Origin of the sequence: Flavobacterium lacus (assembly GCF_003268815.1) — a bacterium.
Lineage (GTDB): Bacteria > Bacteroidota > Bacteroidia > Flavobacteriales > Flavobacteriaceae > Flavobacterium > Flavobacterium lacus.
The window spans coordinates 1-23129 of sequence record NZ_QLSV01000006.1 but is presented as its reverse complement, the minus strand read 5'-3'; the positions used below and the strand labels follow the sequence as shown (position 1 = coordinate 23129).

Genomic DNA, 23129 nt, shown 5'->3' with positions numbered 1-23129 from the left:
AGACGTTAAGACACAAAGCCTATGATTATCTTTATAGGATTGTTGGAAAACAGACAACAGACAACAGACAACAGACAACAGACAACAGACAACAGACAACAGACAACAGACAACAGACAACCAACAACAACTCAAGGAGCCGGATTCGGAATCATTTCATGAATTTTTTCAATTTCTTTCAAAATCTCCTCTGCAAGAATAATGCTGTGCGTATCAATGTTCTCTTTCAGTTGTTCTAAAGAGGTGGCTCCAATAATCGTGCTCATCACAAATTGTTGCTGTTGTACAAAAGCCAAAGCCATTTGAGTTAAGGTTAACCCAAAATCACCTGCCAATTCTTGGTGCAATTGCGTAGCTTTGGTCGCATTTTCATTGGTGTAGCGAATAAATTGCGGAAACAAGTCAATTCGCGAATTAGATTTGGTTCCGTTTAAGTGTTTGCCGGATAAAATACCAAAACCCAAGGGCGAATAGGCCATTAGACCAATATTTTCTCGCATACAAACTTCGGTTAAACCTACTTCAAATAATCTGTTTAGCAACGAATACGGATTTTGAATGGTTGCAATTCGGGGTAGATTGTGTTTTTCGCTTTCGCTGATAAACTTCATCACTGCCCAGGGTGCTTCGTTTGAAACACCGATGTGCCGAATCTTTCCGGCTTTGATTAGTTTATCATATACAGATAAAACTTCGGCTATATTTTCTTTCCAATGAGTGTCAATTTCGGTCAGACCTCTTTTCCCAAACATATTCATCACGCGTTCCGGCCAATGCATTTGGTATAAATCGATATAATCAGTTTGTAGATTTTTTAAACTTAACTCAACGGCTTCATTGATGCTTTTGGCAGAAAAATCAAGTGGTTTCCGAATGTACTCCATTCCGCGATTAGGTCCGGCAATTTTAGTGGCAATCACCAAATCGTCACGCTTACCTCTTTTGTTTAACCAACTCCCTATGAAACGCTCGGTACTACCCAAGGTTTCTTTTCGGGCAGCAATGGGATACATTTCGGCTGTATCAATAAAATTAATTCCGTTAGAAACGGCATAATTCAACTGTTCATGGGCTTCACTTTCGGAGTTTTGCTCGCCAAAAGTCATAGTTCCTAAACAGATTTTACTAATTTTTAAGTTGGTTTGTGGAATAAAAGTATAGTTCATTTTAATTTAGTGTGACGAATTTAGTGAATCCTGTTCCTGAACATGTAAACTATCGGTTTCCAAAGATTCGAATAAAAATGATTCGTCTTTTTCAAATCCTTTTCCTTGTTTTAACTCCTTGTTTTTTTGCAAAGAAATTTTATAGTTAGAAGGCGTTCCTGAAATTTTTAAGTTCACATAACTCACTTTTTTAGTTGGGTCTTTGTAGATTATTTGGTCTTCTTGATCGGGATCAATTTCTTCTTTTTTCTTGCCAAATAATTTTTGAGAAGCAACTTTAGTAACCAATTTCAACGGAACACGAACGTAATATTCCATAGTCAAATCGGCATCTTGTTTGCCGGAAACTTCAATAAATCCAAGTGAAGAATTGATAAGCATATTCGGTAAAACCATCGTTCCGTTTTTTACTTGTAGGCGATTTTCTAATTTATCAAATAGAACTTTTGAAAGGTTTTTATCTTTAAAAAAGTCGGACAAAGCATCCATCGGACCAAATTTTTCGAGTCTTCCATTCACCACCGAAACATCAATCGATAAATCTGATTCGTTAATAATAGGAGTAAGATCGGTATGCATCAATATTTTTCCGGTAATTCTTCCGGTAAAAATGCCGTGTAAATTTTCAGAAACTAACTGATCTTGACCAAAATTATCAAATTTAAAAAGTACTTCATCTAAATTTACTTTTTGAATTTTTAAATCGGGACTAAAATAAATGTGTTTTGGATTGGAACCATTAAAATAACCTTTTAAGTCAACAATTCCTCCGGCAGCATTTAATTGAAGATTATCCAGAAAAACCATGTGGTTCTCTTGAAGCCTAAGATCTCCTTTTAAATTGGCAATTTGATAGCGGTGATAATTGAGTTTTTTGATGTCGGTTTGAATTTTCATGTTTCGAAACGGAATTTCAAAAATATTAAACACATCATCGTGATCAATAGATTTTCCGTTACTTGGATTAGTTGGCGAATAACTAAACAATTCGTCAAAATCAAGGTTGTTTGATTTGAATTTTATCAACGCATCCTTTTTTTTAAGTTCCGGATTTGATCCAATATAATAAGTGCCGTTTAACCCAAAATCGCTCGAACCAATTTTGGCATTCAATTGATTGAAAGTAAGCAGATCCTTTTCAAAATGAAGATTTCCCTTGCCGTACTCCAATTTTATGGGGTGTTTTTTCAAATTCCCTTTGAATTGTTGCAAATCAAGGTCGGTTGATTTTAAAACCTTGTCATAATGAAGAGCAAGCGTTCCGTGAATTTTCAAGTCCCTAATTTCTTCTTGACGATAATCTACGGGGACATGATTTTCTCCTTTGTATGAAAAGAGGTCTTTTAATTTGAGTAAATTGGAGGTTAAATCAAATTCAAATTTGGTATCGCCAATTTTTTCATCGGCCAACCAAAGATTGTAGTTTTCTACCGATCCGGTGAGATGAAAATCTGTATCATCAATCATTCCATCAAAGTTTTTAATGTTGATATGATTGTCATGAATAAAAACTTTTGCATCAAAGTCGTGAAAAGTATGTGGGTAATGGCTCAATTTCCCGTAAAAATCTTCGATGAAAAAGTTACCCAACGGAAGCGATTTAGATTGAATAAAGGTATTGGCTTCACCTTGAAACCGCAACCCTAAACGCAGATTTTTGATGTTTTCATCAATGGGCTTTAGTTTAGTGGTGTCAAAAGAAGTCAATTGTTTAATGTCAAATTGCTTCGATTCAATTTGCACGTTCGCCTTTACTTCATCATTGGTTTTGTGAAGAATTGCAGGAATGTTGCTGATAAAACCGGACAAAGACAAATCGGAATTACCTACTTTTAGTCGACAATAATCCATCATAATATCATTACCATCCATCGTCGCTTTTAGGTTTAAATCACGAATGGAAAGATGATAACTGTCTGATTTAAAGTTTAAATTTGAAATTACCAATTCAGAATAATAAGCTTGATTTAGTTTCTCCAAACTTCTTTCGGGATGAGCCAAATCGATGATGTCGTGAAAATTCATCGCTAAGTCTACTTTCCCGGTCAAATTGCTTAAATCTTTTAAATTGAAGAATTTAGTAAGAAAATCCAAATCAAAATCGGAGTCAATTTTCATGTCAATTTCCGGCGAAAGGAAGTTTTTTACGATAAGGTTTGCTTTAAAAATTCCGGCTTCGGGTTTGGCTGTAAAATCGGTTAATTTAAAAATACTGGACGATAGATTCTGTGTTTCTCCATTGCTGAAGTAAGCATTAAAAAATAGTTGATCTAATTTTTTATTGGTTTCTTTATTGTCAAAAAAACCGGATTTGCAACCAAATTTTGCTTCAACAGCGGGGTTGTGTCCGTTGATGGATTTACCTTTGACAGAAGCTTCAAAATAAATATCACCTCTGTTGTCGTAGGTATTTAAGGTTTCTGCTAAATCGGTTGGAGCGAACGCTATCAACAAATCGAAATTGGGTTTTTTACCGTCAAATGTTAAATTTACATCAAAATCATCATCAAAATCAATTTCGCCTTCCATACCAAACAAGCCATTTTCAAATTGAATTTCTGAAGGGGCAAATTTAATTTTGTGATCATCTTTGTTAAAAGTGAAGGACGTTTTAACGTCAAAATGTTTGTTTTTGAAAAATGTGGTGTCGTTGTGTTTGAGAATATTGAGCCTGAAATCGGCATCCAAACCCATATTAATATGTGTTGGATTTTTTTCAAATTGAACAACTGCTTTGTCCAATTTAGCATAAATGGAAACACTATCCGTTTTGTTTGTTTTGGTAATCTCAACTTTATCCAAAAGAATTTTTTGTAGGTCTAAATGAAATTCTTCTTCCAAATCGTCAATCTCTTTTTGCGATTCAAACGCTTTGACAAGGTTATAGGAATTGTCTAATTCTTGAACAACATGGATAAAACCACCTTTTAACTTAATGGTTTTTACATCATATTTTCCTTCCAGAATAGTCCATAAATCAAAACCAACATACACATCTTCCAAACTAATAATCGGTTGAATGGTGTTGTCTTTTGTTTCAAAAACTTTAAGTCCCTGTAAGTCAATCGAGATGTATGGAAAATTTTCGAACGGAGAAATTTTTGTACTTTTTATGCTAATTTCGCCTTTAAAATCTTCGTTTAGTGTTTCTAATAATTCGGCAACTAGTGTATCTTTTTTTGTCACTAAAACTACTGATATAATGGCAAAAAAAAGCAGAGGGATTAGTAAAAACCCCGCTAGCACTTTTTTCCATTTTTTTATTTTGGCTTTTGTCAAGATTATTTTTGGTTTAAATTTAGTTTGTAAATAATTAAACTCGGCAGCAACTTTAACTTAACGATTGATCTTTATTATGTTAAGCTTTTTTTTCAAAATACGCTCATTTAATTTCTCTTGTCTTTCTATTGCTCATCCAACTTAATTGAAATTGATTCTGTTTCTGTAAATAGGTACCTATCAAAATATTACTAAAAAACTCTGTTCTACATTTTATCTCACAAAATTATTGTTTAATTTATAACTTTTAACGTAATTTAGCACTTTATTTTTTTGTTTTTTTCCTATTTAAAGCAATAGAATTAAGACCATACCAAACATAAAACATAATCTTATGGTTATTAAAAGTGTTAAAATTTCATTCGCCCTTTTTGTTATCCTCAGCTCGTATTATTCGTTTTTTAAAAATCATAACGAAGATATTGGGTTAGAAATACCATTTGCGAAAATTATAAATGGTGAATTAAAGATTATTCAAGACACAACTCTTTTAAAAGAAAAATTAAAAGAAAATATTTCATTTGACAAACCTATCCATTTTAATAGTGTTGAAATAGTAAAACAAAAAACCTTAGGAGATTTGCAAGAAGAATATTATTTTGTTTTAATAAGAGATAATCATTCTAAAGTTAGAATTGCAAGATGGCTTAATTTAATTGGAGACGCATTGTATTTTAACAACAAAACCAATCAAAATGATTCGTTTGAACAAACCTATCTTATTTGCGTAGGCAAGAGTGATTGCTATCCTGAAGTTTTTGTGTTTGACAACCAAAGAAATTGGGGATGCTCTAAAGATCCAAAGTGCATAATAGATCCTGAAAAAAGAGACAATTTAGATTGTGATACATACAAAACTATATTAATTTCTGAATTAAAATATTAAAAAAAACAGGCTTTACAAGTTGTAGAGCCTGTTTTCTTTTTTCAATCAGCAATTGACTGAGCGTTTCAGTGAGCTAAAATTAAATATTATATTCAAAGTGAGCTATGTTAAACTCAGCCCCTCAGCCTCTCAGTAACTCAGCAACTCAGCCCCTCCCTACAAATCATTCAACATTTTAGAAATTTCATCCAATTTCGGAGTCAAAATAATTTCTATTCTACGGTTTTTAGCTTTGCCTTCGGCTGTTTCATTTGTTGCTAGCGGAGCAAATTCGCCACGACCGGCAGCGGTTAGGTTTTCTTTCTGAATTCCTTTGTTTTCGGCTAAAATGTTCACAATGGCAGTTGCTCTTTTGGTTGATAAATCCCAATTGTTTTCAATTCCGCCACCAATAGAACCTAAAATTTTATCATTGTCGGTATGACCTTCAATTAAAACGGTGATATCTGGGTTTTGAGCGAGTACTTTACCCACTTCAACAACAGCTCTTTTTCCTTCGGTTCCAACGGCCCAACTTCCGGTTTGGAAGAGTAATTTGTTTTCCATTGAAACATAGACTTTACCGTTTTTTTGTTCCACAGTAAGGCCTTTCCCTTCAAAACTATTCAAGGCTTTAGAAAGGGTTTCTTTTAATTTTCGCATGTTTTCTTCTTTGGCAGAAATCATGTTTTCTAAATCGGTTACCCGTTGCGAACGGTCTTTTAAATCGGCTTGCAATTTATTCAAACGCTCTTGCTCAGCGGCCAAGGCTTTTTCTTTGGCATCCAATTGAGCCAATAACTCTCTGTTTTTCTTCATGTTGGCTTGCAACGCCTCATCCGAATTTTTTTCTAATGCATTATAAGACGATTGCAATGTTTTTAAATTATTGGAAGCAGCCGTGTAATCATTTTGCAGTTTATCGCGTTCGGCCTTCACTTTTGCTAATTCATCTTGATTTAATTTTAAATCATTTTCTAATTGATTTTTTGTTTTTTCCAAGTCGTGATTTTCATCCGATAATTCACGCTGTTGTTTTTTTAAAGTGGCATATTTTCCTTCCAATTCATTGAACACTTTTTTGGAAACACATGAGGCAGACAAGGCTGCAACTAATAAGAGTAATGAAACTTTTTTAATCATTTTGTTATTTATTTGAGGTTTTTGTTAATCAATTTCTACTAAAATCGGGCAATGATCGGAATGTTTGGCTTCCGGAAGAATGACTGCTCTTTTTAACCGGTCTCGCAGGGGCTCGCTCACCAAGTGATAATCAATACGCCAACCTTTGTTGTTATTTCGAGCATTGGCACGGTAACTCCACCACGAATACTGGTGTGGTTCTTTGTTAAAATGACGAAAACTGTCAATGAATCCGCTTTTCATAAAACCATCAATCCATTTTCGTTCAGACGGCAAAAATCCGGAAACAGTTGCGTTCCTAATCGGGTCATGAATATCAATCGCTTCGTGACAAATATTATAGTCTCCACCAATAATTAAGTTTGGAATGTCAACTTTCAGTGCATTAATATACACTTGAAAATCATCCATAAATTTGAATTTATGCTCCAATCTATCAATGTTTGTCCCCGATGGAAGGTATAAACTCATGACTGAGAAATCGTCAAAATCGGCTCTTAAATTTCTACCTTCAAAATCCATTTCAGGAATTCCGGTGCCAAAAACTACATTTTTTGGTTCTGTTTTAGAAAGAATGGCTACACCGCTGTACCCTTTCTTTTGAGCCGAAAAATAATATTGATAAGGATAACCCGCTTCGGCAATAGCTGCTGTAGGAATTTGATCTTCAGTCGCTTTTATTTCTTGTAAACAGATAACATCAGGATTTGCTTGTTGGAGCCAATCTAAAAACCCTTTGGTGATGGCGGCCCGAATTCCGTTTACATTATAGGAAATAATCTTCATTAATTTCTAATCTAAAGTTTTTCAAAAATAGGGAAAAAACGATGAGTTTTAAAACCCTTTCCGCATAATATAATAAATGTTTAACAACTTTTGGTATTAGTAAAATTTTCTGAAATTGATTCTATTAGAATTACTATATTTGTTACTTGCTCAAAAACCAAACAAACAATAAATAACGAATGGGTTTAGTTACCGCGAAAGAAGTTGCCAAAGCAATAAATGTTGATAAATACGGCTTTATTGGCACTTTTATTGGATGGCTATTAATGAAAGTGTTAAGGATTTCGATGCTTAACAAAGTATACAATCGGCATAAGCATTTGTCTGACCTGCCTTTTTTAAATGCTATTTTAGATGAGTATTCTATTAAGTTTGAAATCCCCGAAGAAGATTTAAAACGCCTCCCAAAAGAAGGACCATACATCACCGTGTCCAATCATCCGCTGGGTGGTATTGACGGTATTTTATTGTTGAAATTAATGCTGGAACGCGAACCCAATTTCAAAATCATTGCCAATTTTTTATTGCATCGAATCGAACCGATGAAACCGTATATTATGCCGGTAAATCCGTTTGAAAATCACAAAGATGCGAAGTCAAGTGTAGTCGGAATCAAAGAAACGCTTCGTCATTTGAGCGATGGAAAACCACTCGGAATGTTTCCGGCTGGAGAAGTTTCTACCTACAAAGATGGTGTTTTAATGGTGGATAAACCTTGGGAGGAAGGAGCGATCAAAGTCATTCGAAAAGCCCAAGTACCGGTTGTGCCAATTTATTTTCATGCAAAAAACAGTCGGTTGTTTTACTTTTTGTCAAGTTTAAGTGATACGTTAAGAACAGCAAAATTACCATCAGAATTATTAACGCAGAAAAAACGTGTGATAAAAGTTCGTATTGGAAAACCAATTTCTGTTGCCGAACAAAATGAGTATGAAAATTTGGATGCGTATTCTGAATTTTTACGCAAGAAAACCTATATGTTGGCCAATGCTTTTCAAAAAGGCAACAAACTATTGGCTGCACCAAATTTAAAATTTCCAAAAAGCCCAAAAGAAATTGCCAAACCAGCCAATCAAGATAAAATTCTGGAAGAAATGGCTGTTATCAAAAGCAATAGCGAATGCCGATTGTTGCAAAGTAAGAACTACCAGGTTTACTTGGTAACCGCCGATCAAATTCCCAATATTTTACATGAAATTGGTCGGTTGCGTGAAATTACGTTTAGAGCCATTGGCGAAGGAACGAATGAATCGCTCGATTTAGACCAATACGACAAATACTATCACCATATGTTTTTATGGGATGATGATGCTCAAATGATTGCCGGAGCGTATCGAATGGGATTTGGCTCAAAGATTTATGCAAAATATGGTATAGACGGATTCTATTTACATGAATTATTCCGTTTTGAACCGGAGCTATATGATATGATGAGCAAATCCATCGAAATGGGTCGCGCATTCATTATCGAAGCCTATCAACAAAAACCAATGCCATTATTTTTGTTATGGAAAGGAATTGTGCACACCACGCTTCGCTACCCGGAACACAAATTTTTGATTGGCGGCGTGAGTATCAGTAATCAATTTTCAGACTTCTCGAAATCGTTGATGATTGAGTTTATGAAATCACATTATTATGATCCGTACATTGCGCAATACATTCATCCGAAAAAAGAATATAAAGTGAAACTGAAAGATGCCGACAAGGATTTTGTATTCAATGAAACGGAAGCCGATTTGAATAAATTTGATAAAATTATTGACGAAGTAGAACCGGGCAATTTGCGTTTACCGGTTTTGATTAAAAAATACATCAAACAAAATGCTCGTGTGGTGGCGTTTAACGTGGACCCGCTATTTAACAATGCCGTGGATGGATTAATGTACATTCGAATTTCCGATATTCCGGAAAGTACTGTGAAGCCGGTGATGGAAGAATTTCAAGCCGAATTGGAAAAAAAAGATAAAGGATAAAACTAACCAATTTATATTAACCAAAAACCAAAAAAAGTATGAAGTATTATTTAGAAGTATTAAAAAAGTATGCTGTTTTTAACGGTAGGGCTAGAAGAAAAGAATATTGGATGTTCACATTATTTCATTTGATTTTCTATTATTTCCTCATCTTTGTTGATGTTTATTTAGAAACAGTTTTTCTTAACACTATTTATATTTTAGCAGTTTTAATTCCATCTATATCTGTTGGAGTAAGAAGAATGCATGATGTTGGAAAAAGTGGTTGGTATCTTTTAATTCCAATTTACAGTTTTATCTTAGCTTGTACAGAAGGTGATTATGGTCAAAATAAATATGGTTCTGATCCAAAAAATACGAATCTTGAAATTAATGAGATTGGTCAAGAATAAAAAAAGTCCCTGTAGGGACTTTTTTTTAACTTAAAACCAAGCTCTTTTGTTTAATTGATACGTATTGTAAAACTCTTCATCTGATTTAGTTAGGTAGATTATTCCCTCTATGAAAGGAACAATACCCGCAATTCCACATGTAACAACCGAAAGTATAATCTGAATAATCCCTTCTTTAGTATAGCCCAAAATAAATTTATGAACGCCTATACTTCCCAGTAACAGGGCCAAAACACCTGCTAAAATTTTTTTGTTTTCCTCCTTTGGAACATTTGGATTTGGGTTATTCCAGTCTTCTGTTGGTCGTGTTGTCTCCATAAAATTTTGATTGATTAAGTTAAAAATAAGTATAAAAATATAAAAATTATTGAAATGCACTATCAATTGGCTCCCAAAGTTCAATTTTATTTCCTTCGGGGTCTAAAATCCATCCAAACTTTCCATAATCATAAGTCTCAAAATCACCAACAATTGTAACACCTTCTTGTTTTAATTTTTCTAAAAGTGCTTCTAAATTTTCTACACGGAAATTTTGCATAAATTGTTTTTCGGATGGAGAAAAATAGGTTGTGTCTGCTGCGAACGGCGACCATTGGGTTGAACAATCATTACCTTCTTTATCTTTCCACCAAAAAGTAGAGCCGTATTGATCAGTTTTTAACCCTAAATGTTTCCCATACCATTCCACTAATCTTTTGGAATCGTTTGCTTTAAAAAAGAAGCCGCCAATTCCGGTTACTCTTTTTAGTTCCGCCGTTTCATCTATTGGGAAATAGATTTTTTTGATTTTATCGACGATCACTTGCGCTAATTTTTGATGACTTTCAAACGTCCAACCGGCAATGTGTGGCGAAAGCAAAACGTTTTCAGCTTCTAATAAATAGGTGAACGCTTCCGGTTTTTCTCCTTCGAATAATTTTTCGAAAGAGAGCTTTTCGTATTCCAGCACATCTAACCCCGCTCCTAAAATTTTTCCGGATTGAAGGGCTTTAACCAAATCAGCTGTTATAACCGATTTTCCTCTGGCTGTATTAATAAACCAAAACGGTTTGACAAATGCATTGATAAATTGTTCATTCACCATTTTATCCGTTTCGGGTGTCCAAGGAATATGAAGCGACAGCACGTCTGTTTTTTGTTGCAGTTCTTCAAGCGTAACTTGTTTGGCGTTTTGGTCACCAACGTTGGGAAGAATATCACAACAAAGCACTTTTACATCAAATCCTTTCAACTTTTTAGCGAATGATTTTCCCATGTTTCCATAACCGATGATGCCGACGGTTTTTCCTTCCAATTCATGACCACGATGCCCTTCGCGAAGCCAGTTTCCGTTTTTTACGGATTGATTGGCTTGGTTCAACTTATTCATGAGCGAAAGCAACATTCCCACTGCGTGTTCGCCCACCGCATTACTGTTGCCCTCGGGAGCGGCAATAAGATGGATATTTTTTGAAATAGCGTATTCACAGTCAATACTTTCCAAGCCCGCTCCTACTCTAGCAATAAATTGCAAATTGGTAGCTTTATCTAAAAAAGTTTGATTAATTTTAAAGCGGCTACGAATCACGATGCCTTGATAATCGTAAATTTTGGCTTCAATTTCTTCTTTGGAAGAAGTATAATCTTGGTGATTTTCAAAACCTAACTTTTCCAATTGCTCCCACAAAAGCGGATGATTGGAATCGAGGTGAAGGATTTTTATATTTTTTGTGTTCAATTTTTTATAAATTTATAATCAAAAATAAGGTAATCTTTTTGAATTTAAATTCTAATCCAAACAAAGTCATGAAAAACTTTTTAGTTTGTTTCTTAATTGCTCTGAGTCAAATGGGGTTTGCTCAAAAGAAATATCATCTGGATTATGCTTTGGAGTTTGAAATAAAAATCAATACACACAAAATTAAAAATCAAAAAATCAAAAAAGATTCAACTCGGTTTTACATAGTTAATGCTAAGGAGAACAATTTTATTTTGTTTATAAACGAAGATGGAGGAAAGAATTATAATCTGTTTTTTAGCGACAAAGAAGGTTTATTCGTCAATTCATCAGTTGATAAAAATCTGTTTTCTAAAGCTGAAACCATCAACAATGAATGTGAAAGTGTTCGAAGATCATCAAACCCTTATAAATTTCAAGTGGATAATTATGAATTTATCAATTTGAGTGATACTTTGGTTAACAATACATCCTACTATCATTATACCATAAAAACCAATCGCGGTTTAAAATACCAAAAAAGGAAAAAAATTGTTTCCATTCATTATATCGTTGATAAGAATAGCCCTGACTTTTCCCCTTTTTTTATCGAACCTACTTGTTATGAAGAATGGAAAAAAGAGCGAAACATTCCAAATGGTAAACCCTTCATTATTTATCATGAAAATTATAAAGGGGAGATTACCTTTAAAATGCAATTGGAAAATGCGGTTAAAATTGATCGTTATTTTACTGTTCCGGATGAATGTGATTATACTAAGATTTAAATTTTACTCCTTAATCTTCTGCAACGACGTTTTGATCCCCCGAATCAACGCCGAACTAAACCCGCGATGTTCCATTTCATTTAAGCCAACAATGGTGCACCCTTGTGGCGTAGTAACTCGGTCAATTAATTGTTCAGGATGAATTTTTTCTTCCAAAGCCATTTTGGCTGCACCTTTGGCAGTTTGGGAAGCGATGGCTAAAGCCGTTTGAGCATCAAAACCGATTTCAATACCGGCTTGCATGGAAGCACGGATGTATCGCAACGCATACGCAGTTCCGCACGCACCAAGAACCGTGGCAGCATCCATCAATTTTTCTTCAATGACGATAGCGGTGCCAAGGTAGTTAAATAGGGAAACAACGTGTTCACCCGCTTCTTTGTTTTGTTCTGAAAACGAAATACAAGTGGCACTTTCGGCAAATTGTGCCGCAATATTGGGCATGATTCGAACGATAGGATGTGCTCCTATTGCTTTTTGTTGTAAGGTTTCCAACGAAACGCCACTGACTGCAGAAGCGATAATTTTGTTGGAAATATGAGGTAGAATTTCGTTTAAAACCGTGTCGATTTGATAGGGTTTGATAGTAAGTATAATCAAATCGGCTTGATCGATGTTTTCAATGTTGTTGGAAGAAACGATGATTCCGTTTTGAGATAAATGCTGAATTTGAGCTGTATTTCTTCGGGTAATCGTGATGTGATTTCCTTTGGAATAATTGGCTAATCCTACTGCAATGGCAACCCCTAAGTTACCTCCTCCGATGATATGAATGTTCATGGTTTATGGATTGATTTACGGTTTGTGCCCCTGATAGTAGCGGACCTTGCCCGCCGGCAGGCAGGAATCCTTTTGAAAGGCGGGCTTAGTTTTTGTTGCTCAAAAAAAGCGACCAAAGGTCCCGATAGCTATCGGGATTTTGAGCTTACAAAAACAAGCCTGACTGAAAAAGATGGCGGCGGATAGCAGGTTTTGGCACCCTAAAAATACAAATTTTAATCTGCTAAAATCAGATTGTTTTTTCAGATTTTTTAAATTTCTTTAATCTGTGTTCATGTTTTTTCCCTTTTTAAAAACCCAAGATGGCTTTTGCAATGGAAAAATAGATTAAAATTCCGAAAATGTCGTTGCTGGTGGTAATAAACGGTCCGGTGGCAAGTGCGGGATCGATGCCGTATTTGTTTAATGTGATGGGCACAAATGTTCCGATGAGGGATGCGATTACGATTACGGAAATGAGTGCGATGGCGACAGTGATGCCGATAATGTATTCTACTCCGAGTAAAAAATGACTCCCGAGAAGAAGAATGACGGAGAGAATGAGACCGTTGAAAAGACTCAACCGCATTTCTTTATAAAGGCGTTGCCAAATGGTTCCGCCCAACGTGTTGTTAGCTAAACCTTGCACGATAATCGCAGAGGATTGAACACCCACATTCCCGGCCATTGCGGCGATAAGTGGTGTAAAAAAGAACAAAACACCATATTCCTCCATGGCTCCTTCAAATTGTCCGGATACTTTTACGGCGATGAATCCGCCTAAAAGTGCCAAAACGAGCCAAGGAAGTCGAGCTTTGGTAAGTTCTAGAATGCTATCATCCGCCTCAACATCTTGCGAGATACCGGCAGCCAATTGGTAATCTTTGTCGGCTTCTTCTTTGATCACGTCGATGATATCGTCAATGGTAATTCGGCCTACCAATCGTCCTAATTCATCTACAACCGGAATGGCTTCTAAGTCATATTTTTGCATGATTCGGGCCACTTCAACGTCTTTGGTATCGACTTTTACAGAATCTACTTTTGGAATATAAACCTCGCTAATGGGCGTTTTAGTTGATGTGGTTAATAAATCTTTAAGCGATAATCTGCCTTTGAGACGATTTTCGTCATCTACAACGTAAATCGAATGAACTCGAGAAACGTTTTCGGCTTGAATTCGCATTTCTTTCACACACGTGAGTACATTCCAATTTTCGTTCACTTTCACGAGCTCTTTTCCCATTAAACCTCCGGCGGAATCTTCGTCGTAACGCAACAAATCGACAATGTCTTTGGCGTGTTCAACATCTTCCAGCTCTGAAATTACTTGTTCTTTTCGCTCTTGTGGAAGTTCGGCAATAATGTCGGCAGCATCATCAGTTGAAAGTTCGTCTAACTCCTCGGCAATTTCTTTTGGCGTAAGTTTACGAAGGATTTTTACACGGACTTCTTCGTCTAATTCGAGAAGAATTTCGGATGTTTTTTCAGAATCTAACGTATTAAAAATATAAATAGCTCCGTAATCATCGAGTTCTTCCATGATTTCGGCAATATCAGCATAGTGGATTTCGTGCAGCAAGTCGTGTAGTTCCTGCTCCTTATTTTCCTTAATTAATTGCTCAATTTGACTGAGAAATTCTCTGCTGATTTTAAACTCCATCGGCGGCTATTTTTTGCGTGAGATCAATAAATTGTTCAACCGAAAGTTGCTCCGGTCTGAGGTCAAAGATACTATCTTCTTTTAAATTATCAGACAGTTGGTATGTTTTTAAACTGTTACGAAGTGTTTTTCTACGTTGGTTAAAAGCAGTTTTTACCACCGTAAAAAATAATTTTTCGTCACAAGGCAAATGATAGTTTTCTTTTCGTTTTAAACGCAAAACACCCGATTTCACTTTTGGAGGCGGAATAAAAACATGCTCAGAAACCGTAAAAAGATATTCTGCCTCATAAAATGCTTGGGTTAAAACGGACAGAATTCCGTAGGCTTTTGTTCCTTTTTTTTCACAAATACGTTCAGCAACTTCTTTTTGAAACATGCCGGAAAATTCAGGAATTTGGTTTCTTAGTTCTAACGTTTTAAAAACTATTTGGGTAGAAATGTTGTAGGGAAAATTTCCAATAATAGCAAAGGGTTCAGTTCCTAAAACTTCGGATAGATTGTATTTTAAAAAATCTTTTGAAATGATTTTTCCGTCTAATTTTGGGTAATGGTTTTGCAAATACGTCACCGATTCGGTATCAATCTCAATCACATACGTAGTAATCGGTTTTTCAAGCAAATATTTGGTGAGTACTCCCATTCCCGGGCCAATTTCCAAAATGTTTTGATACCCGTCGAGGGAAAGTGAATCAGCTATTTTTTGAGCGATGTTTTCATCGTTGAGAAAATGTTGTCCGAGGTGTTTTTTTGCTTTTACTTTTTCCATTTTAAGCTAAGGTTCTAAGGTACTAAGGTACTAAGGTTCTGAGGTTACTGTAAGGTAGATGTTGGGAAATGTTCGCTGATCACTTGCAATTCTGTGCGAAAGGCGAGCATCTTATCCGCAAAAAGAGCGAGTCCTTCTTGACGTAATCGCGGAGCATCTTCGAGGTAATAGCGGTCTAATTTTTCTTTGTTTTCTGCGGTATATTGAATAGAATAGGTCGTACTGCCTTCTTCTTCCACTAATACTTTTACCATTCGGGCAGAAGTGAATTTTCCAGTGGCTAAAACGTCTTGAATGTGTTTAGATTGCATCCAATGAAGCCATTGGTCGTGGACGCTTTGTTCGATGTTGATGGTTACGTTGTATAAAATCATAGATTATTTTTAAGAAAATCTTCAGCTATTATTCATACGAAAGATGACGGCTGAAGAAACTTTATATTATAAATTTGAATCACCACGAAGCTGCCTGAAATTCTTTCGAGCTTCCACAAAATGAATGCTGTCCTGGTGATTAAATAGAACGGCTTCGTATAGTGGTTTTGCTTTTTCGGGTTGATTGAGGTGTTTGTTATAGATTTCGGCAGAGAAAAACAAAGCTTCATCGCGGTAAATGCTTTCCGGATGATTGTCTATGATTTGTTGGTAAAACGACAAAGCGTTGTTATAATCGTTTAATTCTTGATAGGTTTGCCCCATTCGCAGAATCGTTTCATCTTCAATTTCTTCCCCTTTATGGTCTTTTAAAATTTGTTGAAATTGTGTTAACGCTTCTTGGTTTTTGTTTTGATATAGGTAAAAATCACCTTTGGAAAATTTCTTTAAAGCGGTTCGTGTCGAATCGGCTACGGTGTTGTCGTTGATTAGTAGAAATAATTCCAACGCATCATTAGCAATAAGTTGCGTGGAAGCCGATTTTAAAACTTTCAGTTGCGTTAACGCCCAATCAAAATCAGCTTTAAAATAACTGGTTTTGGCGGCTTTCAAACTGGCTTCGTGACCCAATACGTCGTTCTTTAAATCTTCTTCAATTTGTGAATAATACAATAAGGCTTGATTGAATTTTTCTTCGTACAACAAAATATCCGCCAATTCCATTTTAGCTTCAGCTAATTGAAATTTATTCAACGGCAACTGCATCGCTTTTTCCAAAACTAACTTTCCTTTTTCGGGATTGTTTTGATAGAACGCTAAAAATTCTGCTTGTAAACGCTGCAAATCCAATGAATACGGACTAACGCCGTATTGTTTCAATAAAAGTTCTATCTCTGATTCAATTTTAGAATAGTCCGCTTTTTTGGCTTTCTCAATTTTAATTCGCATTAAATACTCTTGGGCAAAAATCTGCAAATCTAAATCTTGGGTGTTTTGTAATATAAAAGTCAGGATTTCACTAGCAATTTCATCTTCATTCTCTTCAATAGCTAACTCAGCTAAATTGACAATGTTAGAAAAAGAATCCGGTTCTCTTTTGTAAATAGCTTTTTCTTGAATGAAGGCTTTTCCGTACTCTTTTTGTTGTACGAAAAACCAGCTTAACATTTGATTCCAAAACAAATCTTGGTTTTTTTGAACTCTGACCAACAAAGCTTTTCGAAGGGTTTCATTAAAAGAATCTCCCGCTTCATCGTTCATAAATCGGGTCAATTGATTTTGAACCATGACACTGTTTTGCGGATTTTCATACATTTCTTCCAAATACTTCTCAATCATCAAATCTTGTTTGCCCATTTGCCCGTAAAGCTGAGCCATTTGATAATTAAATTTGTATCTTGGATCCAACGAAATGGCTTTTTGATACGCTTTCAAGGCATACTCTAACAATACTTTCTTTTCAAAAGAAGAGGCTATTCCATACACATTAGAAGTGTTTTCGCTTATTTTTTCAATCGCTGTGTTATAATTTAAATCGGCTTTTTCTTGATTCTTTTGCAACTGATAATTGTATCCCAATTCCACATACAAATTGGCCATTTTAAATTTGGTCAATCGTTCCTGAAGTGCTGTTTCTGCCTTATCAAACTGAAGCAGTTGTTGATAACAATCAATCACACGAAGAAAATAAACGCCGTTTGAAACTTGACTTTTCAATAAATCTTGGTAACTCAACAATGCTTTTTCAAATTCACCACGCTCATAGTAATGTTGAGCCAACTGTTCATTTTGTGAGGAAACAATTGACGAGTAAACCAAAAAGAGTAGAATAATAAATTTGTGCATAGCGTTTAAAAAACAATGTACTAAAATAGCTTTTTTTGGCCAATTAGTACATTGATTGTATAAAGATTAACTTTTTTAGTTGATTAGGTCAAATCCGGTGTACGGACGCAATACTTCAGGAATCACAATTCCTTCCGGAGTTTGATAATTCTCTATGATTCCGGCCAATACTCTTGGCAAAGCCAATGAACTTCCGTTTAACGTGTGTGCCAATTGGTTTTTTCCGTCTTTATCTCTAAAACGCAACTTCAAACGATTGGCTTGAAAGGTTTCAAAATTAGATACCGAACTAATTTCCAACCAACGGTCTTGAGCGGTTGAAAACACTTCAAAATCATACGTTAACGAAGAAGTAAAACCCATATCACCGCCACACAAACGCAAAATTCGATACGGCAATTTCAATTCTTGCAATAAGGTTTTCACATGTTCTACCATTCCATCCAAAGCGGCATACGAATTGTCCGGATGCTCAATGCGTACGATTTCAACTTTGTCAAATTGATGCAAACGGTTTAATCCACGCACGTGAGCACCATACGAACCCGCTTCTCTACGGAAACAAGGGGTGTATGCCGTACACAAAATCGGCAATTCATTTTCGTTCAAAATCACATCGCGAAACAAATTGGTAACCGGAACTTCGGCAGTTGGAATTAAATATAAATCATCAACCCCTGCATGGTACATTTGTCCTTCTTTATCAGGCAACTGACCTGTTCCAAAACCCGATGCTTCGTTTACCAAATGTGGAACTTGGTATTCTTGGTAACCGGCTGCTGTGTTTTTATCTAAAAAATAAGCAATTAACGCACGTTGAAGTCTAGCTCCTTTTCCTTTGTAAACCGGAAAACCTGCTCCCGTGATTTTTACACCTAATTCAAAGTCGATGATATCATATTTTTTGACCAAATCCCAATGCGGCAAAGCACCTTCGTGCAAAACCGGAATAGCTCCTTCTTGATGAACCGTTACGTTATCGTCAGGTGTTTTTCCTTCGGGAACGATGTCCGCCGGCGTGTTTGGAATTTTATATAATTCTTCGGAAAGAGCGGTGGTATATCCTTCCAATTTTTCCGATAAATCTTTACTTTTCTCTTTTAATTGAGCTGTTTTTTTCTTGACGATTTCAGCTTTTGCTTTTTCGCCCGATTTCATCATTTCGCCAATTTCTTTCGAAAGAAGATTGGATTCGGCCAAAATATTGTCTAATTCTACCTGCGTAGCTCTTCTTTTTTCATCTAGATCTAAAACCGTTTCAACTAAATTGTTAGCGTCTAAATTTCTTTTAGCCAACGCTTTAATCACTTTTTCCTTATTCTCACGAATAACAGCTAATTGTAACATACTAATTGTTTTTTTTGCGAAAGCAAATGTACATAAATGTTTTGGAACGAAAAGAACGGATTTTAAAAATGAAATACGTTTAAACAAATGCTAAAAAACGGAAAGAAATATGATAAATCAATACAATTTTCTACATTTGGCAATCAATTTTTAAATAAAATGAATAAAATACTACTATATCTCTTGCTTTTTGCAAGTTTTTCGATTACTGCACAAGAGTATTTGAGCGAAATTAATGAAATTGCTGAAGCGGAATTAAAATCCTCATCCTCTCTTTTCGATATTCAAGCCAATCCAAACACCGCCAATTATGATGTGATTTACCATCGTTTGGAATTTGAAGTAAATCCTGCTGTTTATTTTATCAGCGGAAATGTGACAACCGATTTTGTTGCGTTGGAAAACATGAATTCGATTACGTTTGATTTAGGGAGAATTACCAATACAAACAATCCATATTTCAATAACAGAATCACAGTAGGTTCAGTCATGATGAACGGACAATCGTTAGATTTTGAACATAATTCCGCAACTAAAGAGTTAATTATTGATTTCCAAAATACTATTCTGTCGGGAACAACTAATTCGATTTCTGTTAGTTATGCAGGTGCACCAAACACCACTGAACAAGGATTTTCAATTGGTACGCATGGCGGTGTTCCCGTTTTGTGGACATTATCGCAGCCCTTTGCAGCAAGAGATTGGTGGCCTTGCAAGCAAGATTTGAACGACAAAATTGACAACATTGATATATTTATTACAGCCCCGTCACAGTATGTGAGTGTTGCCAATGGTGTACAACAAAGTGTGGTTAACAATGCGAATGGAACAAAAACTACACATTTTCAACACAACTACCTTATTCCGGCCTATTTGATAGCCATTGCAGTGACCAATTACACTGTTTTTACGCAACAAGCAGGAACGGCACCCAATGAATTTCCAATTGTGAATTATGTTTATCCTGAGAATTTAACTTCGGCACAAAATAGTTTAGCCGTTACAATTCCCATTATGGATTTATTTGAAGAATTGTTTGAACCCTATCCTTATGCCAATGAAAAATATGGCCATGCCCAAACCAATATGGGTGGCGGAATGGAACACACTACCGTATCTTTTATGGGGAGTTTTGGACGAAGTTTGATTGCCCACGAGTTGGCTCACCAATGGTTTGGCAATAAAGTAACGTGCGGAACTTGGAAAGACATTTGGTTAAACGAAGGCTTAGCCACCTATTTATCCGGATTAGTTGTCGAAAATTTTGATGGCCCAATCAGTTTTGTCAATTGGAAAAACAGTTTAATTAACAACATCACTTCCTCTAACAATGGTGCAGTTTACTTAACGGCCACGGAAGCAACAAGTGTTAACCGAATTTTCAACAACCGTTTGAGTTATCAAAAAGGAGCCATGGTGTCGCACATGTTGCGTTGGAAAATTGGTGATGAAAATTTCTATCAAGGGTTAAGAAACTTCTTAGCCGATCCGTTGTTAGCGTTTGGTTATGCGGTGACAGACGATCTACAGATGCACTTGGAAGCCACTTCCGGAATGGATTTAACGGAGTTTTTTGAAGATTGGGTATACGGGCAAGGACATCCAACTTATACTGTCACGGCAAGTAATATCGGCAATGGTCAAGCTTCTGTTAGGATAAATCAAAGTCAATCGCATTCCAGTGTGAGTTTTTTTGAAATGCCTGTTGAAATTCGACTTTATGGATCAGGAAATCAGGTGTTAGATGTGGTGTTGGAACACACGACAAATGGTCAACAATTTATCGTTAATGTTCCATTTATCGTGACGGATGTTGATGTTGACCCCAATAGACATATCATAGCAAGAAATAATAGTGCTACGTTGGGTTTAAATGCGATTGATGTGGCCAATGTAATTCAACTTCTTCCAAATCCAACGAAGGCAGTTTTGAAAGTGGACTATCCTCAAAACATCAATCTTGAAAACATTCAAGTGTATTCTAACCTAGGGCAACTTGTTTTGGAAACTACAAATCCGTTGTTGAATGTATCGTCATTATCTAACGGTGTTTATTATCTTGCAATTACTACTTCCGAAGGGACTTTTCATAAAAAATTGATAAAAAACTAATGCCTTTCAACAAAATCAATTCAATTGTAAAGTGAAAACCTTACTTTTGTGCTCGATTTTGAAATTTAAAACACATCAATGGAAACATTAATTCAAATAGCACAATTAATTTTGTGTCTTTCTTTTTTGGTAATATTGCACGAACTAGGACATTTTTTACCGGCAAAATACTTTAAAACAAAAATTGAAAAATTCTATCTTTTCTTTAACCCTTGGTTTTCGTTGGTAAAGAAAAAAATCGGTGAAACCGAATACGGAATTGGATGGCTTCCAATGGGCGGTTATGTAAAAATTGCCGGAATGATTGACGAAAGCATGGACAAGGAACAATTGAAACAAGAACCTCAACCATGGGAATACCGCAGCAAACCGGCCTGGCAACGTTTAATCATCATCATGGGTGGTGTAATCGTAAATTTCTTTTTAGCTTGGATAATTTATGCCTGTCTGTTCATCAATCACGGAGATAATTTCATTGATAATTCAAAAATCACACACGGTATTGCAGTCGACTCGGTTGGAACAATTTTAGGATTAAAAAACGGGGATCAAATTTTAAAAGTGGATGGAAAATCACAAGCCAAATTTGAGCAATTACCTTTGGAAATCTTATTTGGTGATGATATTACGGTGCTTAGAGATGGAAAAGAAGTAACGTTTGATTTGTCTGACGAAGGCAAACGTGACGTAATTAAAAGAGCAGGAAAGAACTTTCTGTCTGCTCGTGAAGAAACGGTAGTTGATTCGATAGTTCCCGGAATGCAAGCCGATCTTGCCGGATTGAAAAAAGGTGATAAAATTATCGGTGTGAATGACAAAAATGTTGCTTATTTTGATGAGTACAATACGGTTATCGCTCTACATAAAAACGATTCGGTTAATCTAAAAGTCATCAGAGGAAACGAAACACTCGTTCTTAAAACTAAAACAACGGAAGAAGGAAAACTTGGCTTCTTGAATCGTTTTACCACGTTAGAAAATGCGTATGTAACCAAAGAAGTTTCGTTTGCACAATCTATTCCGGCGGGTTTTAATAAAACGATTACAACTTTAACCGGACAAATTAAACAATTTAAAGTTATTTTTAATACCAAAACCGAGGCCTACAAACAAGTCAGTGGTCCGTTGCGAATGTTTAAAATCTTTAAACCAACGTGGGATTGGACATTTTTCTGGTCGTTTACAGCGATGTTTTCAGTTTGGTTGGCTTTTTTAAATGTGTTACCGATTCCGGGATTAGATGGTGGTCATGCTGTCTTTATTCTGATTGAAATGGTTACCCGTAAAAAACCAACCGAAAAAACATTAGAAGTGGCTCAAACGATTGGTGTTGTTATTTTGCTGACATTGATGGCATTAGTGTTTGGTAACGACATCTGGCATTTGGTCACCGGAAAATAATAAAATAAAAGTGTAAAAAAGTGTACATTTTGTTTGGATAAATCATTTTTCGCTTTATATTTGCACTCGCAAAAAAGGTTATATACCTTCCTCCTTAGCTCAGTTGGTTAGAGCATTTGACTGTTAATCTGAGTCCCGATAGCTATCGGGATTGGTTCGAGCTAAGAAGTTTAAGTTCTAAAATTAAAATGTTGAAAATATAGTAACCTATAAGGTTATTCCTCCTTAGCTCAGTTGGTTAGAGCATCTGACTGTTAATCTGAGTCCCGATAACTATCGGGATTGGTTCGAGCTAAGAAGTTTAAGTTCTAAAATTAAAATGTTGAAAATATAGTAACCTATAAGGTTATTCCTCCTTAGCTCAGTTGGTTAGAGCATCTGACTGTTAATCTGAGTCCCGATAACTATCGGGATTGGTTCGAGCTAAGAAGTTTAAGTTCTAAAATTAAAATGTTGAAAATATAGTAACCTATAAGGTTATTCCTCCTTAGCTCAGTTGGTTAGAGCATCTGACTGTTAATCAGAGGGTCCTTGGTTCGAGCCCAAGAGGGGGAGCAAAAAGCTTGACAGAAATGTCAGGCTTTTTTTGTTTATACACTTTCCTCATTGTTAAAGTGTGTTTTCATATATTATATAAAGATGAATCTGACTGTTTGTCTTGTCCTAAAATAGGTTTACACAAAAGTGTAACTTATGAAATCAAATCAAAAACTATTTACAACACAAACTAGACATTTATTTTCTGAAGAATATCGGAGAATGATTTGT

19 protein-coding genes, 1 tRNA gene and 1 pseudogene are annotated in these 23129 nt (G+C 35.6%); 8 read left to right on the top strand and 13 right to left on the bottom strand.

Features of this window, described 5'->3' with window-relative positions:
- The first annotated feature begins 21 nt into the window (after positions 1-21).
- Positions 22-162 (top strand): hypothetical protein, encoded by a 141-nt coding sequence (locus tag B0I10_RS15650; RefSeq protein WP_181456914.1) that lies wholly within the window; start codon positions 22-24, stop codon positions 160-162.
- Here the strand turns inward: B0I10_RS15650 and B0I10_RS07315 are convergent.
- Both B0I10_RS07315 and B0I10_RS07310 read right to left on the bottom strand, forming a co-directional pair.
- On the bottom strand, positions 132-1166 hold the full coding sequence (locus B0I10_RS07315; protein ID WP_112085856.1) for an NADP(H)-dependent aldo-keto reductase: 1035 nt from the start codon (positions 1164-1166) through the stop codon (positions 132-134). The two genes, B0I10_RS15650 and B0I10_RS07315, sit on opposite strands and share 31 nt — an antisense overlap.
- A 6-nt stretch (positions 1167-1172) precedes the next feature.
- Complete coding sequence (locus B0I10_RS07310; RefSeq protein WP_146740323.1) at positions 1173-4352, bottom strand: AsmA-like C-terminal region-containing protein; 3180 nt, start codon at positions 4350-4352, stop codon at positions 1173-1175.
- A 427-nt stretch (positions 4353-4779) separates the two neighbouring features.
- Between B0I10_RS07310 and B0I10_RS07305 the strand changes: the two genes are divergently transcribed.
- Positions 4780-5331, top strand: coding sequence for a hypothetical protein (locus B0I10_RS07305; RefSeq protein ID WP_112085854.1), 552 nt, complete (start codon positions 4780-4782; stop codon positions 5329-5331).
- A 156-nt stretch (positions 5332-5487) separates the two neighbouring features.
- Here the strand turns inward: B0I10_RS07305 and B0I10_RS07300 are convergent, their stop codons facing one another.
- Together B0I10_RS07300 and B0I10_RS07295 are read right to left on the bottom strand one after the other, a co-directional pair.
- Positions 5488-6453: an OmpA/MotB family protein gene (locus B0I10_RS07300; RefSeq protein WP_112085853.1), complete on the bottom strand. Its 966-nt coding sequence runs from the start codon at positions 6451-6453 to the stop codon at positions 5488-5490.
- Positions 6454-6477: 24 nt separating this feature from the next.
- Complete coding sequence (locus B0I10_RS07295; protein ID WP_112085852.1) at positions 6478-7239, bottom strand: exodeoxyribonuclease III; 762 nt, start codon at positions 7237-7239, stop codon at positions 6478-6480.
- A gap of 179 nt (positions 7240-7418) precedes the next feature.
- Here B0I10_RS07295 and B0I10_RS07290 point away from each other — a divergent pair, with 179 nt between their 5' ends.
- Both B0I10_RS07290 and B0I10_RS07285 read left to right on the top strand, forming a co-directional pair.
- Complete coding sequence (locus B0I10_RS07290; protein ID WP_112085851.1) at positions 7419-9215, top strand: GNAT family N-acyltransferase; 1797 nt, start codon at positions 7419-7421, stop codon at positions 9213-9215.
- 38 nt (positions 9216-9253) lie between these two features.
- Positions 9254-9607: a DUF805 domain-containing protein gene (locus tag B0I10_RS07285; RefSeq protein WP_112085850.1), complete on the top strand. Its 354-nt coding sequence runs from the start codon at positions 9254-9256 to the stop codon at positions 9605-9607.
- 30 nt (positions 9608-9637) lie between these two features.
- Here the strand turns inward: B0I10_RS07285 and B0I10_RS07280 are convergent, their stop codons facing one another.
- The 3 genes and pseudogenes from B0I10_RS07280 to B0I10_RS07275 form a co-directional block, all read right to left on the bottom strand.
- A complete protein-coding gene (locus B0I10_RS07280; RefSeq protein WP_112085849.1) occupies positions 9638-9925 on the bottom strand; it encodes a TM2 domain-containing protein in 288 nt (95 codons plus the stop codon).
- A gap of 46 nt (positions 9926-9971) precedes the next feature.
- Complete coding sequence (locus tag B0I10_RS15905) at positions 9972-10337, bottom strand: VOC family protein (protein WP_394336183.1); 366 nt, start codon at positions 10335-10337, stop codon at positions 9972-9974.
- Positions 10338-10379: 42 nt separating this feature from the next.
- Positions 10380-11324, bottom strand: a pseudogene (locus B0I10_RS07275) (2-hydroxyacid dehydrogenase); the annotation flags it as partial.
- Positions 11325-11392: 68 nt separating this feature from the next.
- On the opposite strand from B0I10_RS07275, the gene B0I10_RS07270 reads away from it, so the two are divergent.
- Positions 11393-12091, top strand: a complete 699-nt coding sequence (locus tag B0I10_RS07270; protein ID WP_146740322.1) for a hypothetical protein — start codon at positions 11393-11395, stop codon at positions 12089-12091.
- Between the two features lie 3 nt (positions 12092-12094).
- Here the strand turns inward: B0I10_RS07270 and proC are convergent, their stop codons facing one another.
- The 6 genes from proC to serS form a co-directional block, all read right to left on the bottom strand.
- Positions 12095-12871 carry a pyrroline-5-carboxylate reductase gene (gene proC / locus B0I10_RS07265; RefSeq protein WP_112085846.1) on the bottom strand — a complete coding sequence of 259 codons (777 nt, stop codon included), beginning with the start codon at positions 12869-12871 and terminating at the stop codon, positions 12095-12097.
- 289 nt (positions 12872-13160) lie between these two features.
- Positions 13161-14513 (bottom strand): magnesium transporter, encoded by a 1353-nt coding sequence (gene mgtE / locus B0I10_RS07255; protein ID WP_112085844.1) that lies wholly within the window; start codon positions 14511-14513, stop codon positions 13161-13163.
- Complete coding sequence (rsmA, locus tag B0I10_RS07250; RefSeq protein ID WP_112085843.1) at positions 14503-15282, bottom strand: 16S rRNA (adenine(1518)-N(6)/adenine(1519)-N(6))-dimethyltransferase RsmA; 780 nt, start codon at positions 15280-15282, stop codon at positions 14503-14505. The genes mgtE and rsmA overlap by 11 nt, the downstream gene beginning before the upstream one ends.
- Before the next feature lie 44 nt (positions 15283-15326).
- Positions 15327-15656: a DUF4286 family protein gene (locus B0I10_RS07245; RefSeq protein WP_112085842.1), complete on the bottom strand. Its 330-nt coding sequence runs from the start codon at positions 15654-15656 to the stop codon at positions 15327-15329.
- A 66-nt stretch (positions 15657-15722) separates the two neighbouring features.
- A complete protein-coding gene (locus B0I10_RS07240) occupies positions 15723-17501 on the bottom strand; it encodes a tetratricopeptide repeat protein (protein ID WP_112085841.1) in 1779 nt (592 codons plus the stop codon).
- Between the two features lie 75 nt (positions 17502-17576).
- Entirely contained in the window at positions 17577-18848 is a 1272-nt protein-coding gene (gene serS, locus B0I10_RS07235; protein ID WP_112085840.1) for a serine--tRNA ligase, read from the bottom strand.
- Positions 18849-19007: 159 nt separating this feature from the next.
- Between serS and B0I10_RS07230 the strand changes: the two genes are divergently transcribed.
- The 3 genes from B0I10_RS07230 (at position 19008) to B0I10_RS07210 (ending at position 22916) form a co-directional block, all read left to right on the top strand.
- The gene (locus B0I10_RS07230) at positions 19008-20960 is read left to right on the top strand and encodes a M1 family aminopeptidase (RefSeq protein WP_112086007.1); all 1953 of its coding nucleotides are present in this window, start codon (positions 19008-19010) and stop codon (positions 20958-20960) included.
- A gap of 78 nt (positions 20961-21038) precedes the next feature.
- On the top strand, positions 21039-22361 hold the full coding sequence (gene rseP / locus B0I10_RS07225) for an RIP metalloprotease RseP (protein WP_112085839.1): 1323 nt from the start codon (positions 21039-21041) through the stop codon (positions 22359-22361).
- Positions 22362-22842: 481 nt separating this feature from the next.
- Positions 22843-22916 (top strand) — tRNA-Asn (locus tag B0I10_RS07210).
- Positions 22917-23129 lie beyond the last annotated feature (213 nt).

Bases quoted from the DNA above. Each gene is read 5' to 3' on its own strand.
- mgtE (WP_112085844.1), bottom strand. From the start codon at position 14,513: ATGGAGTTTAAAATCAGCAGAGAATTTCTCAGTCAAATTGAGCAATTA.
- B0I10_RS07290 (WP_112085851.1), top strand. From the start codon at position 7,419: ATGGGTTTAGTTACCGCGAAAGAAGTTGCCAAAGCAATAAATGTTGAT.
- B0I10_RS15650 (WP_181456914.1), top strand. From the start codon at position 22: ATGATTATCTTTATAGGATTGTTGGAAAACAGACAACAGACAACAGAC.
- B0I10_RS07305 (WP_112085854.1), top strand. From the start codon at position 4,780: ATGGTTATTAAAAGTGTTAAAATTTCATTCGCCCTTTTTGTTATCCTC.
- B0I10_RS07280 (WP_112085849.1), bottom strand. From the start codon at position 9,925: ATGGAGACAACACGACCAACAGAAGACTGGAATAACCCAAATCCAAAT.
- B0I10_RS07270 (WP_146740322.1), top strand. From the start codon at position 11,393: ATGAAAAACTTTTTAGTTTGTTTCTTAATTGCTCTGAGTCAAATGGGG.
- rsmA (WP_112085843.1), bottom strand. From the start codon at position 15,282: ATGGAAAAAGTAAAAGCAAAAAAACACCTCGGACAACATTTTCTCAAC.
- rseP (WP_112085839.1), top strand. From the start codon at position 21,039: ATGGAAACATTAATTCAAATAGCACAATTAATTTTGTGTCTTTCTTTT.
- serS (WP_112085840.1), bottom strand. From the start codon at position 18,848: ATGTTACAATTAGCTGTTATTCGTGAGAATAAGGAAAAAGTGATTAAA.
- B0I10_RS07315 (WP_112085856.1), bottom strand. From the start codon at position 1,166: ATGAACTATACTTTTATTCCACAAACCAACTTAAAAATTAGTAAAATC.
- B0I10_RS07300 (WP_112085853.1), bottom strand. From the start codon at position 6,453: ATGATTAAAAAAGTTTCATTACTCTTATTAGTTGCAGCCTTGTCTGCC.
- B0I10_RS07295 (WP_112085852.1), bottom strand. From the start codon at position 7,239: ATGAAGATTATTTCCTATAATGTAAACGGAATTCGGGCCGCCATCACC.
- B0I10_RS07245 (WP_112085842.1), bottom strand. From the start codon at position 15,656: ATGATTTTATACAACGTAACCATCAACATCGAACAAAGCGTCCACGAC.
- B0I10_RS07240 (WP_112085841.1), bottom strand. From the start codon at position 17,501: ATGCACAAATTTATTATTCTACTCTTTTTGGTTTACTCGTCAATTGTT.
- proC (WP_112085846.1), bottom strand. From the start codon at position 12,871: ATGAACATTCATATCATCGGAGGAGGTAACTTAGGGGTTGCCATTGCA.
- B0I10_RS07230 (WP_112086007.1), top strand. From the start codon at position 19,008: ATGAATAAAATACTACTATATCTCTTGCTTTTTGCAAGTTTTTCGATT.
- B0I10_RS07285 (WP_112085850.1), top strand. From the start codon at position 9,254: ATGAAGTATTATTTAGAAGTATTAAAAAAGTATGCTGTTTTTAACGGT.